At 67.9% G+C, this 15,920-nt stretch carries 16 protein-coding genes; 6 read left to right on the top strand and 10 right to left on the bottom strand.

The features are described from left to right. Window positions 1-165 precede the first annotated feature (165 nt). Both ACWDXS_RS06100 and ACWDXS_RS06105 read left to right on the top strand, forming a co-directional pair. Window positions 166-381 (top strand): hypothetical protein, encoded by a 216-nt coding sequence (locus tag ACWDXS_RS06100; protein ID WP_449962592.1) that lies wholly within the window; start codon window positions 166-168, stop codon window positions 379-381. A 264-nt stretch (window positions 382-645) separates the two neighbouring features. Next, window positions 646-1,413, top strand: a complete 768-nt coding sequence (locus ACWDXS_RS06105) for a helix-turn-helix domain-containing protein (protein ID WP_387445098.1) — start codon at window positions 646-648, stop codon at window positions 1,411-1,413. Between the two features lie 44 nt (window positions 1,414-1,457). Here ACWDXS_RS06105 and ACWDXS_RS06110 read toward each other — a convergent pair whose 3' ends face one another. Next, window positions 1,458-1,937, bottom strand: a complete 480-nt coding sequence (locus ACWDXS_RS06110; protein ID WP_378994944.1) for a MarR family winged helix-turn-helix transcriptional regulator — start codon at window positions 1,935-1,937, stop codon at window positions 1,458-1,460. Window positions 1,938-2,043: 106 nt separating this feature from the next. Here ACWDXS_RS06110 and ACWDXS_RS06115 point away from each other — a divergent pair, with 106 nt between their 5' ends. Next, complete coding sequence (locus ACWDXS_RS06115; RefSeq protein WP_449962597.1) at window positions 2,044-3,174, top strand: GDSL-type esterase/lipase family protein; 1,131 nt, start codon at window positions 2,044-2,046, stop codon at window positions 3,172-3,174. A gap of 71 nt (window positions 3,175-3,245) precedes the next feature. Here the strand turns inward: ACWDXS_RS06115 and ACWDXS_RS06120 are convergent, their stop codons facing one another. The 4 genes from ACWDXS_RS06120 to ACWDXS_RS06135 form a co-directional block, all read right to left on the bottom strand. Then, window positions 3,246-3,482, bottom strand: a complete 237-nt coding sequence (locus tag ACWDXS_RS06120) for a hypothetical protein (RefSeq protein ID WP_449962600.1) — start codon at window positions 3,480-3,482, stop codon at window positions 3,246-3,248. Between the two features lie 195 nt (window positions 3,483-3,677). Further along, entirely contained in the window at window positions 3,678-5,621 is a 1,944-nt protein-coding gene (locus ACWDXS_RS06125) for an acetoacetate--CoA ligase (RefSeq protein WP_449962604.1), read from the bottom strand. Next, window positions 5,618-6,364: a 3-hydroxybutyrate dehydrogenase gene (locus ACWDXS_RS06130; protein ID WP_449962607.1), complete on the bottom strand. Its 747-nt coding sequence runs from the start codon at window positions 6,362-6,364 to the stop codon at window positions 5,618-5,620. The genes ACWDXS_RS06125 and ACWDXS_RS06130 overlap by 4 nt, the downstream gene beginning before the upstream one ends. Beyond that, a complete protein-coding gene (locus ACWDXS_RS06135; protein ID WP_449962610.1) occupies window positions 6,361-7,734 on the bottom strand; it encodes an MFS transporter in 1,374 nt (457 codons plus the stop codon). The genes ACWDXS_RS06130 and ACWDXS_RS06135 overlap by 4 nt, the downstream gene beginning before the upstream one ends. A 99-nt stretch (window positions 7,735-7,833) precedes the next feature. On the opposite strand from ACWDXS_RS06135, the gene ACWDXS_RS06140 reads away from it, so the two are divergent. Next, window positions 7,834-8,802 (top strand): LysR family transcriptional regulator, encoded by a 969-nt coding sequence (locus ACWDXS_RS06140; RefSeq protein WP_449962613.1) that lies wholly within the window; start codon window positions 7,834-7,836, stop codon window positions 8,800-8,802. 21 nt (window positions 8,803-8,823) lie between these two features. On the opposite strand, the gene ACWDXS_RS06145 is transcribed toward ACWDXS_RS06140, so the two are convergent. Together ACWDXS_RS06145 and ACWDXS_RS06150 are read right to left on the bottom strand one after the other, a co-directional pair. Then, a complete protein-coding gene (locus ACWDXS_RS06145; RefSeq protein ID WP_378994930.1) occupies window positions 8,824-10,266 on the bottom strand; it encodes an MFS transporter in 1,443 nt (480 codons plus the stop codon). After that, window positions 10,266-10,814: a helix-turn-helix domain-containing protein gene (locus ACWDXS_RS06150; RefSeq protein ID WP_449962616.1), complete on the bottom strand. Its 549-nt coding sequence runs from the start codon at window positions 10,812-10,814 to the stop codon at window positions 10,266-10,268. The genes ACWDXS_RS06145 and ACWDXS_RS06150 overlap by 1 nt, the downstream gene beginning before the upstream one ends. Window positions 10,815-10,948: 134 nt before the next feature. Here ACWDXS_RS06150 and ACWDXS_RS06155 point away from each other — a divergent pair, with 134 nt between their 5' ends. Together ACWDXS_RS06155 and ACWDXS_RS06160 are read left to right on the top strand one after the other, a co-directional pair. Then, window positions 10,949-11,605, top strand: coding sequence for a TetR/AcrR family transcriptional regulator (locus tag ACWDXS_RS06155; RefSeq protein ID WP_378994926.1), 657 nt, complete (start codon window positions 10,949-10,951; stop codon window positions 11,603-11,605). Then, entirely contained in the window at window positions 11,602-12,444 is an 843-nt protein-coding gene (locus ACWDXS_RS06160; protein ID WP_449962620.1) for an LLM class flavin-dependent oxidoreductase, read from the top strand. Before ACWDXS_RS06155 ends, ACWDXS_RS06160 begins: the two co-directional genes overlap by 4 nt. On the opposite strand, the gene ACWDXS_RS06165 is transcribed toward ACWDXS_RS06160, so the two are convergent. The 3 genes from ACWDXS_RS06165 to ACWDXS_RS06175 are packed head-to-tail and all read right to left on the bottom strand — an operon-like array spanning window position 12,433 to window position 15,916. After that, window positions 12,433-14,058 (bottom strand): dipeptide ABC transporter ATP-binding protein, encoded by a 1,626-nt coding sequence (locus ACWDXS_RS06165; RefSeq protein ID WP_449962623.1) that lies wholly within the window; start codon window positions 14,056-14,058, stop codon window positions 12,433-12,435. The genes ACWDXS_RS06160 and ACWDXS_RS06165 overlap by 12 nt on opposite strands. Next, window positions 14,055-14,966, bottom strand: coding sequence for an ABC transporter permease (locus ACWDXS_RS06170; protein ID WP_449962626.1), 912 nt, complete (start codon window positions 14,964-14,966; stop codon window positions 14,055-14,057). The genes ACWDXS_RS06165 and ACWDXS_RS06170 overlap by 4 nt, the downstream gene beginning before the upstream one ends. Then, a complete protein-coding gene (locus tag ACWDXS_RS06175) occupies window positions 14,963-15,916 on the bottom strand; it encodes an ABC transporter permease (RefSeq protein ID WP_357372660.1) in 954 nt (317 codons plus the stop codon). The genes ACWDXS_RS06170 and ACWDXS_RS06175 overlap by 4 nt, the downstream gene beginning before the upstream one ends. Between the last annotated feature and the right edge of the window lie 4 nt (window positions 15,917-15,920).

Below are 15,920 nucleotides of genomic sequence, written 5' to 3' on the forward strand. Positions count from 1 at the left end.
GCGGGGTGCTCGCGCGCGGTCGCCGGATCCGATACACAGCCGACTCCCAGCCGGGTCCCACCGGGCTCGACGGTTGCGCCGCGAAGATTCAGCTATCGGCCGAGCACTTCGGCCGGCCGACGATCTCGGCGGTGAGATCGAAGATCAGGAGGAACGCTCATGAGAATGAAGTCGACAGTGGCCAAGACCGCGGTGGCGAGCACTCTCGCCCTCGGGGTGCTGGGTGCCACGGCGGGCGTGGCGAGCGCGGATCCGGGTGGGCACGACCAGCAGCGGCCCGGGCAGGGTCAGGAGCACCGGCCGCAGCAACAGCCGGAGCATCACAACGACGCGCCGCAGCACGGCTTCTGGTTCTTCGGCACCTGGGTTCCCCTGCCCTGAGCCTCACCGCGGACCCGGTGCTCCCCGGGTCCGCGGTGCTCGTCTGTGCGAGTTGCGGTGCAGGACTTCGCTGTCCAGCTCGCGAACCCCATCCGTGCCGACGCCGGTGACGAATGGACTGCAGGCGGGTCGGCACCGTATTTCCGGTACCACTCACTCCCCTGAAGCCGACCCGCCTGCTTGTCACCAGCGCCCATCCGGCCTTCGAGCCCTGGAAGAATCAGCCGTCGCGGTTCCGGTCGGCGCACCGATACTCTGGCAAGGGTGACCGACGGTGCGCCTGTGAAATCGTGTGGTCCGACCCGCTCACCGATGGCCTGGATCAGGCCGGGTTATGCCGGGTACATCGGACCCGAACTCGGTGTCGACCTACATTCCACCTCTGTCGCGGTGCTCAGCGTCGGGCTCGACGGGCCGTTCGCCCTCGAGACCGCCACCCACGGCGAAATACTCACTCGCAGCGCGTACAGCCCTGCCCGCGCGGTGCATCGGGTGAATACCCTCGGCAAATGGATCCTGCTCCTGTGGTCGCCCGCTTCGGCCATCGCAGGCCAGATGACGACCACCGAGGGGCCGTACGGATTCGCCCACCTTCGCGAGCGCGAACTGGTCGAACAATGCCGGCTACCTGATGCGGACCCCGGCCGAATCCTGGCGATCGCAGTCGGCGGTCCCCCGGCCGACATCGATCCGCGCATCGAACGCGTGGCGGCCGCGATCCGTCAGCATCCGGATCACGCGTTTCGGGCCGAACCGATCGCCGCGACCCTCGGTCTGTCGACATCGCACTTTCTCCGGTTGTTCGTCCAGCAGTACGGGACCACGTTCCGCCGCTATCAACAGTGGGCCCGCGTCATCCACGCGATGAGAGCTGTCGCCGCCGGCCACGACCTGACCCGATCCGCGACGGACGCGGGATTCGCCACACCCTCGCATTTCAGCGAGACCTTTCATCGCATGTTCGGGATGTCCGCCACGGCAGCCCTGCGCTCAGGGCTCCGATTCGACCTCGAAACCACGTCAGCACCTTGATGGTTACCCCGGTCAGCAATCCAGATCACCGCGGGTAACCACGCTCAGGACCGGTCGGACAGGGCGGTGGCGGCTGGGTTGGTGGCATCGCGGATCACGCGCAAGCCGGTGATCAAGCCGTCGAGTTGAGTGGGGGTCAGCTGACCGGTGAGCCATTGCTCGAGGGCAGCGAGATAGTCCGGCAGGACCTCTTCGAGGCGGCGGATGCCCGCATCGGTCAAGGCCGCGTAGGCGCTGCGCCGATCAGCCGGGTCGAGTTGGCGTTCGACCAGACCCGCGGTGGCCAGCCGGTCGACTAGCCGGGTGACCCCACTGGTCGAGAGCTCGGTTTGCGTGGCCAGGTCCGACATCCGCAGGCGGCGGCCCGGGGAGCGACTCAGTCGCAGGAGGGCATTGAGGTCGAGACCCGACAGGCCGTGCGCTTTCCAGGTCGGCTCGAGTTTGGCGATGAGGCCGTTGTGCGCCTCGAAGAGCAGACCGGAGATGGTGAAGCGGGGGTCGTCGAACAGCTCGCGCACGGACATAACGCCAGCATAGCTGATATTTGCCATGCGGATAGTTGACATGAGGAATACCTACGAGTAAACCTATGCGTAAGCATTATTCCGCACAGCAAATATCGGAGAGATCATGCAGAACAGCACGTGGGTAGCCGGTTTCCGGACCGGTGTCATCGACCCGAACGAGCAGATCAAGCTCGCCGAATCACGGGAGTTCAGCGACGAGACCGTGCGCCACGTCCTGCACATGGCAGGCGGCGGCGACGCGGTGCGCGTGCGGTTGACCAACCGCTACGGCACCGCCCCGCTGCGGATCGGTGCCACCCGGCTCGCCCAGCGCAAGACCGGTTCGGCGATCGGCACGGATCGCGAGGTCACGTTCGATGGCGCGGCGGACGTCACCATCGATGCGGGCGCCGACCTCGTGAGCGATCCGATCGATCTGGCGGTCGCCGCAGGCGAAGACCTGCTGCTCAGCCTGTATATTCCGGCGTCGACCGGCCTGGCCACCTTCTCCCACCAACCCGGTGAGATCGCCTACATCGTCACCGGCGACCACACTGCGGACGTGGAACTCATCGGTGCCCACGAGGTTCCGTTGCGCTTCTTCGTCACCGGGATCGACGTGCTCGTCACCGATCCGACGGCGGTCGCCGTCGCGTTCGGCGATTCCTGGTTCGAAGGCGTCGGCACCACGCTGAGCGCCAATCACCGCTCGGTCGACGTTCTCAACGCCCGCCTCACCACGGGATGGGTCGTCAACAACGGCATCGCCGGCAATCGTCTCACCGCCGAGGAGATCGGCGAATCCGGTGTACGCCGTTTCGACTCCGACGCGTTGCAGGTCCCCGGTGTCACCGACATCCTCATCAATTTCGGTATCAACGACCTCATCCTCGGCGCGATGGGCGGCCAGTCTTCCGCGACCACCGAGGAATTGATCGCCGGTTTCACCGACCTGGCCGCGCGCGCCCACGCCGCCGGACTGCGCATCCACGCCGCCACCATCGGCCCCTACGCAGGCTGCGTCTACCCCGGCATGCCGCTGCTGGAAACCCAGCCGACTCGCCACGCCGTCAACGAATGGCTGCGCACCACCGACGTTTTCGATTCGATCTTCGACGTCGATCGCGCCGTGGCCGACCCGCACCGTCGCGACTACATCCGCCCCGAGTTCGACAGCGGCGACGGCATGCACCTCAACGACGCGGGCGCTGCGGCCATGGCAGCCACCGTCGATCTCACCGCCCTCTTCCGCTGACATAAACGATCGAGATCAGCACGCTCGCACCGTGTCCGCTTCGGTGCGAGCGTGCTGATCGGCAAGGGTGCTCAGTGCTCGCGGTCGGTCAACCGCAGGGTCACCTCGATGGGTGGGACCCAGGGCTCGGGTAGTTCGTCCAGATCAGCCAGGGTGGTGTGCACGAAGGCCGCGATCCGATGGCGGGCCGCCGAACTCAGCCGTTCGACCCGGTCCGAGGTCAGCGGACTGTCCGCGAACTCGACCACGGGAACATCGCCAGCGTCCCCCGCGATCGTCTCCGACCTGTTCTCCGTGCGTCGCACCATCGCGTCCCCACCCTTCCGAACGGTCTCGGCGGTCGCTCGGGCACAAGCAACCAGCGCCGCCGACATTCATCAGCAAACATCTGGATTACAACATGACCAAGCGTCCACAACAAGCGTTCTTCTCGGCGAATGTTGCGTAGATCGTGACGCCGCACGCCGATCGACACCATGGTCTCAGCGCGTGACGCCGGCAAGCTATGTTCGGGCGAATCGGGCGTACCAAGCGAGCAGTGCGGGGTCGTCGACGGCGCTGGGATCCACGACAGTCGTGGGATCGGCGCCCTGGAGAAGCTTCTTGATGGGGACCTCCAGCTTCTTGCCGGTGCGGGTTCGGGGGATGCCGGGGGCGATGATGATGTCGTCCGGGACGTGGCGCGGGGAAGTCCGCGTGCGGATGATCGCGCGGATCCCGGCAGTCAGGTCGTCGGTCAGGGTGATGCCGTCGGCGAGCACGACGAACAGGGGCATCCAGTAGCCGCCGTCGGGTTGCTCCGCGCCGATGACCAGGGAGTCGGCGATCTCCGGGAGCTGTTCCACCGCTTGGTAGATGTCGGCGCTGCCCATGCGGATCCCGTGGCGGTTGAGAGTGGAGTCGGACCGGCCGTGCACGATCACGCTGCCGTGTTCGGTACGGGTGATCCAGTCGCCGTGGCGCCATACACCGGGAAAGGTGTCGAAATAGGCTGCGCGATAACGCGTTCCGTCCGGATCTTTCCAGAATCCGACGGGCATGGAGGGCATGGGCTCGGTGATGACGAGTTCGCCGACTTCGCCGTGCACCGGGTTGCCCTGTTCGTCCCAGGCTTCCAGGGCCACCCCCAGGTAGGGGGCGGACAGCTCTCCGGGCCGGACCGGGACGGTTCGCGCCCCGCCCGCGAAGGCCGAGACCACGTCGGTGCCGCCGCTGATCGACGCGACCGGAATGTGCGCACCGACGTTGTCGCACAACCAGATCGACGACGACGGAGGCAGCGCCGACCCGGTGACACCGATCAGGCGCAAGGCCGTCAGGTCGTGTTCACGCCGCGGCACCACACCTGCCTTCGCGCACGCCAGCACATAGCCGGGACTGGTGCCGAGAACTGTCGCGCGTACTCGAGCGGCGATGTCCCACAGCGCATCCGGGGCCGGATAGCCAGGGCTACCCGCGTAGCAGACGATGGTCGCGCCGACCAGCAGGCCGGCGACCTGGAAGTTCCACATCATCCAGCTCGGGCTGGTGTACCAGAGAAAGGTGTCGTCGGCACCGATGTCCGACTGCAGCGCCATCGCTTTCAGGTGCTCGAGGAGCACCCCGCCGTGACCGTGGACGATGCCCTTGGGCAGACCTGTCGTGCCCGAGGAGTAGAGCACCCAGAGCGGATGGTCGAAACCCACCTCTGCCGTCGAGAGCGTGGATCGATCGCCACCAGCGGTGACATCCGCCCAGTTCAGCGTCCCGGACAGCCGCTCCTGCGACACCACGATCGTCGCCACCACCGTGGGCAGACCGGCGCGCAGTTCAATGATCTCGTCGGATCGCCGGTGCTGTTTGCCTGCGTAGCGGTAACCCGTACACGTCACCAGCACCACCGGCTCGAGCTGCCCGAGCCGGTCCAGCGCCGCCTTCGCCGAGTAGTCCTGCCCGCACGCACTCCACACAGCGCCGATGCTCGCGGTCGCCAGGAAGGCGATCACCGCCTCGGGGATGTCGGGCAGGTAACCGGCGACCCGGTCCCCTGCCCGAACACCCAAGCCGCGCAGCGTCTGCGCGAACGCCGCCACCTGGTCGAGCAGATCGTCCCACGACAACTCGCTGACCGACCCGTCCTCCGCCACCGACACGATCGCGCGACGATCGGGGCGGGCCTGCCGGATCACCTGGTCGACATAGTTCAGCCGAACCTCGGGAAACCATCGCGCCCCTGGCATTTCCGAGGAGGCCAGCACCGGACCGGGGCGGTCGCCGAGTTCGAAGTAGTCCCATACCGAACCCCAGAATCCGTCCAGATCGTCGACCGACCACTGCCACAACGCGTGGTAGTCGGGCACCGCGACGGTGTGCCGCTCGGCCACGAATCGCGCGAAATCGGTGATCCGAGCTCCGGCGATGTCGTTGTCGTCCGGCACCCACTGCGGTGCCGCTGCCACTGCGGTCATCGGGCGCTCCACCCGCCGTCCATGACATAGGACGAGCCGGTGACCATGCCCGCGGTGTCGGAGGCGAGCCAACCGACCAGCGCCGCGACCTCGTGCGGCTCGATCAGCCGTTTGATCGCGCTCTCGGTGAGCAGCACCTTCTCGAGCACCTCCTGCGCCGGGATCCCGTGCGCGGCGGCCTGCTCGGCGATCTGCTTGTCCACCAGCGGGGTTCGCACATATCCGGGGCTCACACAGTTGCTGGTGACCCCGTGCGGGCCGCCTTCGAGCGCGGTCACCTTCGACAGCCCTTCCAGTCCATGTTTGGCCGTCACGTACGCGACCTTGAACTGGGAGGCGCGGATCCCGTGCACCGAGGAGATGTTCACGATCCGGCCGAAACCCCGCGCGTACATGTGCGGGAGGGCAGCGCGGATGAGCAGGAACGGCGCTTCGACCATCAGGGTCTGCATGGTACGGAACCGGTGGGGTGCGAAATCCTCGATGGGGCTCACGCTTTGCACGCCCGCGTTGTTCACGAGAATGTCGGTCTCGAGCCGCAATTCGGCCAGCGCCTCGACTTCGAGCAGATCGACGCTCCAAGCATGCCCGCCGATTTCGTGCGCCACCGCCTTCGCGGCGACTCCGTCGATGTCGGCGACGGTGACCTCGGCGCCGCGCGCGGCCAGCTCCCGCGCACACGCGGCGCCGATACCGCTCGCCCCACCGGTGACCAGAGCTCTGCGTCCCGTGAGATCGGTCATGCGGGAACACCTTTCGTGGCGGAGGCGTCGGCGAGGTCGACAGATTCGAGGTCGATGCCGCGGGTCTCCTTCGCGCACACCACCGCGATCACGGTGACCGCCGCCGCGCACGCCAGGTACCAGGCGATCGGGACCGACGAACCGAACTCGTCGAGCAGCTTGACCGCGATGATCGGCGCCAGCGAGCCCGCCACGATCGAGGTGACCTGGTAGCCCAGCGACACACCGGAGTAGCGCATCCGAGTCGGGAACATCTCGGCCATGATCGCCGGCTGACCGGCGTACATGAATCCATGGAACACCAGCCCGATGATGATGGCGGACAGGATGATCACACTGTTGCCGCTGTCCATCATCGGGAAGGCGAAGAAGCCCCAGGTGGCCGCGGCGACCGCGCCGGCCAGGTAGACCGGGCGGCGCCCGACACGGTCACCGAGTCGACCCGCTACCGGAATCACCACCATGTGCACGGCGTGGGCGATGAGCAGCCACCACAGAATCGTCGTGGTGTCGGCGTGCACGTGAACCTTGAGATAGGTGATCGAGAACGTGACGACCAGGTAGTACATGATGTTCTCGCCGAAGCGCAGACCCATCGCGGTGAACACACCGCGCGGGTACTTGCGCAGCACCTCGAACGGGCTGAACGAGGCGGCCTTGGCCTGGTCCATCGACTGCTGCGCGGCCACGAAGATCGGGGCGTCGGTCACCTTGGTGCGCACGTAGTAGCCGACCAGCACGACCACCGCCGACAGCCAGAACGCCACGCGCCAGCCCCAGCTCAAAAACGCCGCGTCCGACAGGGTCGAGGTCAGCACCAGCAGCACGATCGTGGCGAGCAGATTGCCCGCGGGCACGCCGGCCTGCGGCCAGCTCGACCAGAAGCCGCGACTGCGACTCGGGCTGTGTTCGGCCACCAGCAGCACCGCGCCGCCCCATTCGCCGCCGATCGCGAAGCCCTGGACGAAGCGCAGGATCACCAACATCGCCGGTGCCCAATAGCCGATCTGGGCGAAGGTCGGCAGACAGCCCATCAGGAAGGTCGCCGCACCGACGAGCACCAAACTCACCTGCAACAACTGCTTGCGGCCGTATCGGTCACCGAAGTAGCCGAAGACGATGCCGCCGAGCGGGCGCGCCGCGAAACCGACGGCGTAGGTGACGAAGGCGGCCAGGATCGCATCGAGGTCGCTGGTGTCCTTGGAGAAGAACACCTTGCTGAACACCAGGGTCGCGGCGGTGCCGTAGAGGAAGAATTCGTACCATTCGACGACGGTGCCCGCCATCGAGGCGGCCACGACCCGCCGCAGTCCGCTGGGGGCTTCGTCCGGGTCGTCGCCGGTCGGTCGTATCGCGTTCCGCACGCTCATCGCACTACTCCTTCGATGTTCCAGGTCACATCACGCCGTCGATGTGATGTGGCCCACAAGCCGTGAGGAGAGTATTCGTGCAGATCCATCTCGGTGACAATGGCCAGTTTCGCAGCAGCAATCTGCGAAACTGCACAGGTGAGTCATTCTTCGTCGACCTCGGGACGCAGGCCGAGCGCTGATGATTTGCTCGTGCTCCTCGCGGTCGGCCGGTCGGGGCGCTACATCACCGCCGCCGAAGAGCTCGGCATGAACCACACGACGATCTCGCGTCGCATCGCCGCCCTCGAACATGCCATGGGCGGACGGGTGCTGACCCGGGTCACCGGCGGCTGGGAGCTCACCGACCTGGGCCGGGAGGCACTGACAGCGGCCGAAGCCGTCGAGGCCGCCGTCCGATCCCTCGGCTCGAGCGCGGGCGAACGCACACTCGAAGGCGTGGTGCGGATTTCGGCCACCGACGGTTTCAGCGCCTACCTCGCGCCACCGTCCGCGGTGCGCGTGCAGCGCAGACATCCGGGCGTCACCGTCGACATCATCGCCGCGACCCGGCGAGCATCCACCCAGCGAACCGGCCTCGATATCGAAGTAGTGGTCGGTACACCGCAGGTCCACCGCGCCGAAGCGATCGAACTCGGCGACTACTGCCTTCGCCTCTACGCCTCGCGCGACTACCTCGCCGAACACGGCGTCCCGACCACCGTCGCCGAACTCACCCGCCACCCGCTGGTCTACTTCATCGAATCCATCCTCCAGGTCGACGACCTCGACCTGGCCCTCGCTTTCGCCCCCACCCTGCGCCGATCCGTCTCCTCGACCAATGTCTTCGTCCACGTGGAAGCCACCAGGGCCGCCGCGGGGATCGGGCTACTCCCCTGCTTCATGGCCGACCGCCACGCCGACCTCGTCCGGGTCCTGCCCGACGAGGTCCGCGTCCAGCTCACCTACTGGCTCGTCGCCCGGCGCGAAACCCTGCGGCGCCCCGAAGTCGCGGCGGTCGTCGAGGCACTGCGGGCTACGGTCCACGAACGCCGTGCGGAGCTACTCGGCGACCACGGCGCCGAGTAGACACGTTGTCTTCCGCAGGTCTCAGGCGGCTGCTTCTGGCGCGGGCTCCGGTGAAGGCAACGCGAAGCAGAGTGCCGCACTCACCACCAGCGCCGCGATGATCGTCAGGGCGCACGCCGTCAGGGCGCTGCGGTAGCCGTCACTGGCGGCGACCCCGAAGAAGATCGCGCTCAGGGACGCGACACCCACTGCGCCACCGAACTGCTGGCCGGTGGTCCAGATCCCCGACGCCGACCCCGCGTATCGCGTCGGCACCGTCGACAGGAACAAGGTCGTCAACGGCGGCTGGACCAGGTTGATGCCGACACCGACGACGAACAGCCCCGGCGCGAGCAGCCATGGATTCACATCGGTGGTCGCGGTCAGTGCCGCGCCCAGCACCGCCAAGGTGCCGACGGCGCCGAAGAGGGTACCGGCGACGACGGCGTAGCGGCCGAACTGCATGGTGAGCCGTCCCACCAGCGGGGCGACCGCCAGTCCGCCGACCGAGAACGCGACGGTCACGACGCCTGCGCGCAGCGCGGTGTAGCCCTGACCCTCTTGGAGCCAGAGAACGAACACGAGCAGGAATCCGCTGAAGGCGGCGAAGGCGACCAGCTGAACAACAAGGGCGACACTGCTGATGCGCGCGCGGAGCAGTTCCAGTGGCAAGAGCGCGCCGGCCCGGCCGACGGCATCGCGATTCTCGACGATGGCGACGAGCGCCACTGCGGCGATGCCCGCGGCCAGCAACAGCCAGATCCACGGCGCCCAGTCATAGGTGCGGCCTTCCAACAGCGGGAACACGATGGCGACCAATCCGACGGTCAGGCCGACCGCGGCGAGCCATCGTGGCCGCAGCGCACCTTCGGCACGGTTCTCCGGGACCAGCCAGGCGCCGAGGCCGAGCAGGATGACGGCCGCCGGGACGCTGACCCAGAAGATCGCGCGCCAACCGAGACCGGCGACGTCCGCGGTGACCAGGACGCCACCGAGCAGCAGCCCGCCGGCCTGCGCGAGTCCGGCGACCACACCGAATATGCCCAGGACAGTGGCGCGTTCGGGGCCGCGGAACAGCACGAACAGGCTGGACAGAACTTGCGGCGCCAGGATCGCCGCGGCCGCGCCTTGGGCAGCGCGACTGGCGATCAGTTCGGTGGGGCTGTTCGCGAGTGCCGACCAAGCTCCGGAGAGAGCGAACAGCGCCAAACCGACGAGGAAGACCCGTTTGCGGCCCCACAGGTCGCCCAGTCGGGCCGCGGTGATCAGCGCTGCCGCGAAAGCGAGCAGATAGGCCGTCGCGATCCAGCCGACCTGGGACGGAGTTCCCCCGAGGTCGGCCTGGATCGCCGGGAGGCCGACGTTGACGATGGTGACGTTGAGCAGGTCCAGGGTGAATCCCAGGACGAGCACGACCATCGCGGCCCAGCGCCGCGGGTACAGCGCTTCGGTCGCGTCGTCTCGGGTGGAAGTCGATGTGCTCATCAGGTGTAGCTCCCTGCGTGGCTAGGTGTCCGGTGTGTGGTCGTCGATGGCTCCGGCACAGACGCCGTCAATGCTGTGTTCGGCGCCACGTGGTCCGACCCGTCGCCGACCAAACCGTGCCGGCGCAGGATCGCGTGCACTGTCGACACAGCCGGGACACGGGTCGATCCGGCTCGCAGCAGGTGCGTCCGGATTCTGCGTGCGCCCCACTGCGGGCGGTCCAGCCGGACCCGCACCACGACGGCCTCGATGTCGGCCGACGTGCGGGCGGGGAAACTCTTCGGGCGGCGCGACCGCGGCGCCAACCCCGCCACGCCGTGTTCCCGGTAGCGCGCGAGATAGCTGTAGTAGCTCTTGCGCGAGATGTTGTATCGCCGGCACACCTCGGTCACCGTCAACCCGTTTCGGTCGGGTGCCTGCAGGATCTCCAGCCACGGCTCGGCCTCGAGACCGATCACCGCGCCGCGTTCGTTCGGCGGGCGGGTTCCGCCTCGGCGAACATGCTGGCGGGCAAGCGGATCGAGCCTGTCTCCGGGGGTTTGCATCATAGATATCTCCCGACATGGAACAGAGCAATTGAACTTGCTGGTTCACTTTAATGTCCTCGCATACACCTCGCAACTCGGTATATAAGAATGAACCCGTCAGGCAACTCAGTCCGCGATTGCGCTATGGTTCATGGATGGCTGTAGCAACACCGCCGACCGGACAGTCGGCCTCGCGTGGACGGATCGACAAGCGGCAGGCGATCCTGGACGCGGCGTTCGTCGTCTTCGCTCGCCGCGGGTACGCGCAGGCGGGCGTGCAGGAGATCGCCGAGGTCGCCGGTGTCGCCAAACCGACCATCTACAACCACCTCAACGACAAGGAAACGCTGTTCCGGCACACGCTGGCCGCCGTGAGCGATGCGGTGCTGGCCGAGAATCTGGCGGTGGTCGAACGCTTGCGCAATCCTGGTGAGGATCTGCGCGCCACCCTGGAAGATGTGGCGTACCGACTGATCCGGTCCTGCTGTACCGAGCAGTCCCGGTCGCTGCGCTGGCTCACCTACGGTCAGGTCGCGCAGTTTCCCGACCTGATGGACGTCGTGGTGAGCCGGACCTCTGATCAGCTCGGCGACGCGCTCGCGGATCGGCTGGCGCGCTTGTCGCTGTCGGGCCACCTGCGCGCGAGCGATCCGGCGATCGCCGCCGAACAGTTCCTCGTGCTGATCACCGGCCCGATGGAGGGCCGCACCCGCCTGGGCACCCGCAAGGTCTCCACCGCCGAGATGCACGCGGTCGCCACCGCTGCCGTCGACACCTTCCTGCGCGCCTATGGGACACCGGAGAACTCGTGAGCCACCAACCTTTTCGATTCGGCCTCGTCACTGTCTCCCCCGCCGACCCGAAGGCATGGACTTCGACCGCGCGATGGGCCGAGGACACCGGGATCTCGGCGTTGCTACTGCCCGATCTGCCCGCACCGGTGCCCGCGCCACTGACCGCGCTCGCCTACGCCGCCGCGGCGACGACCACGCTCGGGGTCGGAACGTGGGTGCTGGCCAACGACTTCCGCAACCCGTTCGTTCTCGCCCGCGAAGCCGCCACCCTGGACCTGGTGTCGGGCGGCCGCTTCCAGCTCGGGCTCGGCGCCGGCCAAACCGCCATCGGCTACGGCGAACTCGGGATCGCGGCCGAGTCCGACCGGATTCGGTTCGAGCGCCTCGCCGAGTCGGTGGGCATCGTCAACGCACTGTTTCGCGGTGAGCGGGTCGAGGCGACCGGCGCCCACTACGCGAATACCGGAACGACCCTGGTTCCCCCGCCGCCGCGGAAGGTGCCGCTGCTGCTCGCCGCGGGCGGGCGTCGGGCGACCGAACTCGCCGCGGCCGAAGCCGATACCGTCGCGTTCAGCACCTTCTCCCGCGATCAGCTCACCCGTCAGGTCGAGTGGCTCGAGAGTGCGGCGGGCCCACGGCTTTCCGACATCGAACGGGCACTGCGCTTCAGCACCCCGACGAGCACCATCGGTCCGCCGATCCCCGATGATGCCCCGAACCTGCTCACCGGATCGCCCGCGCAGGCGGCCGACCAGCTGCGCCGTCTTCGCGACGAGTTCGGGATCTCCTACATCGTTCTCGACGACGACGCGGCGCGCGAGCTGGCGCCCGTGGTGAGTCTGCTGTCAGGTACCTGAGCTCCCGTCGACGAGGTCGGTGCCGGGGATGGCGGCCAGCAGCTGACGGGTGTATTCGTGAACCGGATCGTCGAAAAGCTGCTCGGTGGTGCCGATCTCGACAATGCGACCCTGTCGCATGACAGCGACCCGATGGGCGATCTGGCGCACCACCGCCAGATCGTGCGAGATGAACAGGTAGGCCACGCCGGTGTCGGCTTGCAGCTCGGCGAACAGGTCGAGGATCTGCGCCTGCACCGAGACGTCCAGCGCCGAGACCGGTTCGTCACAGACCACCAGCTCCGGCGACAGGGCCAGCGCCCTGGCGATCGCGACCCGCTGACGCTGTCCGCCGGACAGTTCCGCGGGCCTGCGTCCCAGCGTCGACGCGGGAAGCGCGACCCGGTCGAGCAGTTCGCGCGCCCGCGCCGCCCGCGAGGCGCGGTCACCGACGCCGAAGACCCGCAGCGGCTCGCTGATCACATCCTGGATCGAGAACCGCGGATCCAGCGACTCGTACGGATTCTGATAGATCACCTGGGCGCGACGCCGCAGCTCCCGCAATCGCGCGCCTTTGCTCGCCGTCACATCGTCGCCGTCGAACACGACGCGCCCCGACGTCGGTGGGGCAAGGCGCAGAATCATTCTGGCCGTGGTGGACTTGCCCGACCCCGACTCCCCCACCAGTGCCAGGGTCTCCCCGCGGTGCAGCGAGAAGCTCACACCGTCGACGGCACGGACGATCTTCGCGCGGATCTTCGCGCGTGGCAGCGGGAACTCCTTCACCAAGTTCTCGACCGCGAGCAACGGTTCGGCGCCCGGCCGACATGGCCGGGCCCGGACACCGGCACGTCCGGGCACGCTACGCAACAGCTGCTGGGTGTACGGGTCGCGCGGGTTGTCGAGTATCTCGCGGGTCGGCCCGCTCTCCACGATCCGGCCCCGCGACATCACCGCGATCCGCTGGGCCCGGTCGGCGGCGACTCCGAGGTCATGGGTCACCAGCAGCACTGCGGTGCCGAGGGTTTCGGTCAGGCTCGTGATGTGGTCGAGGATGCGTCGCTGCACGGTGACATCCAGCGCGCTGGTCGGCTCGTCGGCGATGATCAGCGCCGGGTTCGCGGCGATCGCGATCGCGATGAGCGCCCGCTGACGCATGCCACCGGAGAGTTCGTGCGGATACTGCTGGGCACGGGTCTTCGCGTCGGGCATCCCGGCCCGCTCGAGCAGGTCCACCACTGCCTCCGGCGCTGAACGCCGGGTCGCCAAGCCGTGGATGAGCAGGACCTCGGCGACCTGTGTGCCGATGCGCTGCACCGGATTCAGCGAGACACCCGGGTCCTGCGGGATCAAGCCGATCTGTGCCCCACGAATCGCGCGCAGCTCCCTGTCTCCCGCTCTGGCCAGGTCCCTGCTGCCGAACTGGATCCGTCCCGCGTCGATGTGCCCCGCGGCCGGTAGCAGGCCGGTGATGGCATGCGCGGTCGAACTCTTGCCCGAGCCGGATTCTCCGACCAGCGCGACGATCTCGCCCGGCGCGATGTCCAGATCGACCGCCCCTACCGCGCGCACCCGCCCGGTGCTGGTGCGGTAGGAGATCGACAGGCCACGCACTTCCAGCAGATTCCCGGTCATCGTCGATTCGCCCACTCTCCATCGAGTGCCCGCGCGATCCGGTTGGTCGCGAGCACGACGAACGCCACCATGAGGCCCGACAGCGTCGAGATCCACCACGCGTTGGCGAGATAGTTCCGGCCGCTCGAGATGAGCGAGCCCCACTCCGGCGCCGGTGGCACCGCGCCGTAACCGAGAAAGCTCAGCGACGACACCGCCAGCACGGCGGTTCCGAGATCCAAGGTGGCCAGCACGACCACCGGGCCGATCGCGTTCGGCAGGACGTGCCGGCCGAGCACCGTGTACCAGCGCGCCCCCGACGACCACGCGGCCTCCACGAACACCGCCTGCCGTAATCGCAGCACCTCCGCGCGCATCACCCGGGCGAAGCCGGCCACGCTGGCCACACCCACCGCGATCGCCACCTTCACGGTGCCGTAGCCGAGCGCGGTCACCAGCGCCAACGACAGGAACAGCGACGGAATCGACAGCAGCACATCGGCGAAGCGCATCAGCACGTCGTCGACCCAGCGGCCGACGAACCCGGCGATCAGGCCCATCGCGCCCCCGACAACGAACGCGACAGCCACCGCGATGACCGTCGCCTGCAACGACAGCGCGGTGCCGTGCACGACACGGGTGAACATGTCGCGGCCGAGTTCGTCGGTGCCGAACCAGTGCTGTCCGCTGGGCGGCGCGAAGATCTCCGACGGGACGCCGAGCAGCGGATCGCGGGCGGTGAACAGCGTCGGCCACACCGCGGCCAGCACCACCAGCACGAGCGTCACCACCGAGAGCACCAGACCCGGCCGGTACAGCAAAAACCGCGGCAGTCTGCGCCAGTCGAAACCCGTGCGGTGCTCGTCGTCGTCGAACTCGTCGACGACGGTTCGGAGGACGGCCGCCTCGGTCAGCACGGTGTCGGTCACGCGTAACTCCTCGGGCGCGCGACCACGATCCGTGGGTCGAGCACCGGGTAGATCAGGTCGACGATGAGGTTCACCACGACGAAGACGAACGCGCCGAACACCACAACGCCCTGCACGAGCGGAATGTCCTGCACGCTCACCGCGCCCGCCATGACCCGCCCGAGTCCGTTGCGCGAGAACACCGTCTCGATCACCACCGCGCTGGCCACCAGCTGTCCGACGAGCAGTCCGACGATGGTGAGCGCGGGCAGCGACGCACTGCGCAGCGCGTGCCGCAGATGGACCCGGATCCGGCTGGCGCCCTTGGCCCGAGCGGTTTGCACGAACGGCGCGTCCAGGGTGGTCAGCAGGCTCTTCGCCAGTACCTGCGCGATCAGCGCGCCGGTCGGGATGGCCAGCGTGATCGCGGGCAACACCAACCCGGCCAACCCCGCGTTGCCGAACGCGGGGAACAGCCGGATCCGAAACGACAGCAGCTGCACCAGCATCAGGCCCGCCCAGAAGGACGGGATCGAGATCGCCAGCGGCGGCAGCGACAGCAGCACCTGCCGCAGCCAGCGCCGCGAGGTGTAGGTGGCCGCCACGGCGAGCCCGCCGCCGAACAGCACGGCGAGCACCAGCGCCGCCGCCGTGAGCTGCAGCGTCGGCGGTAGCGCCGCGGCGATCGTGCCGGTCACCGACCGGCCCGTGGCCACCGAATCACCGAAGTCGCCGACCAGCGCCCGGCCCAGATAGTCGAGGTACTGCACCACGATGGGCTTGTCGAAGCCGTACTGTGCCCGCAGTGCGGCGAGCTCGGCCGGATCTACCGGCGAAGAGTTCAGTCCGCCGCCCGCCATCGCCGACACCGGGTCGCCCGGCAGGAATTCGAGCACGAAGAACGACACGGTGTACGCCGCCCACAGCACCCCGACCGCCTGGGCGAGACGGCGTAACACGTACCGTCCCATACCG

It is taken from the genome of Nocardia sp. NPDC003183, from assembly GCF_053590715.1.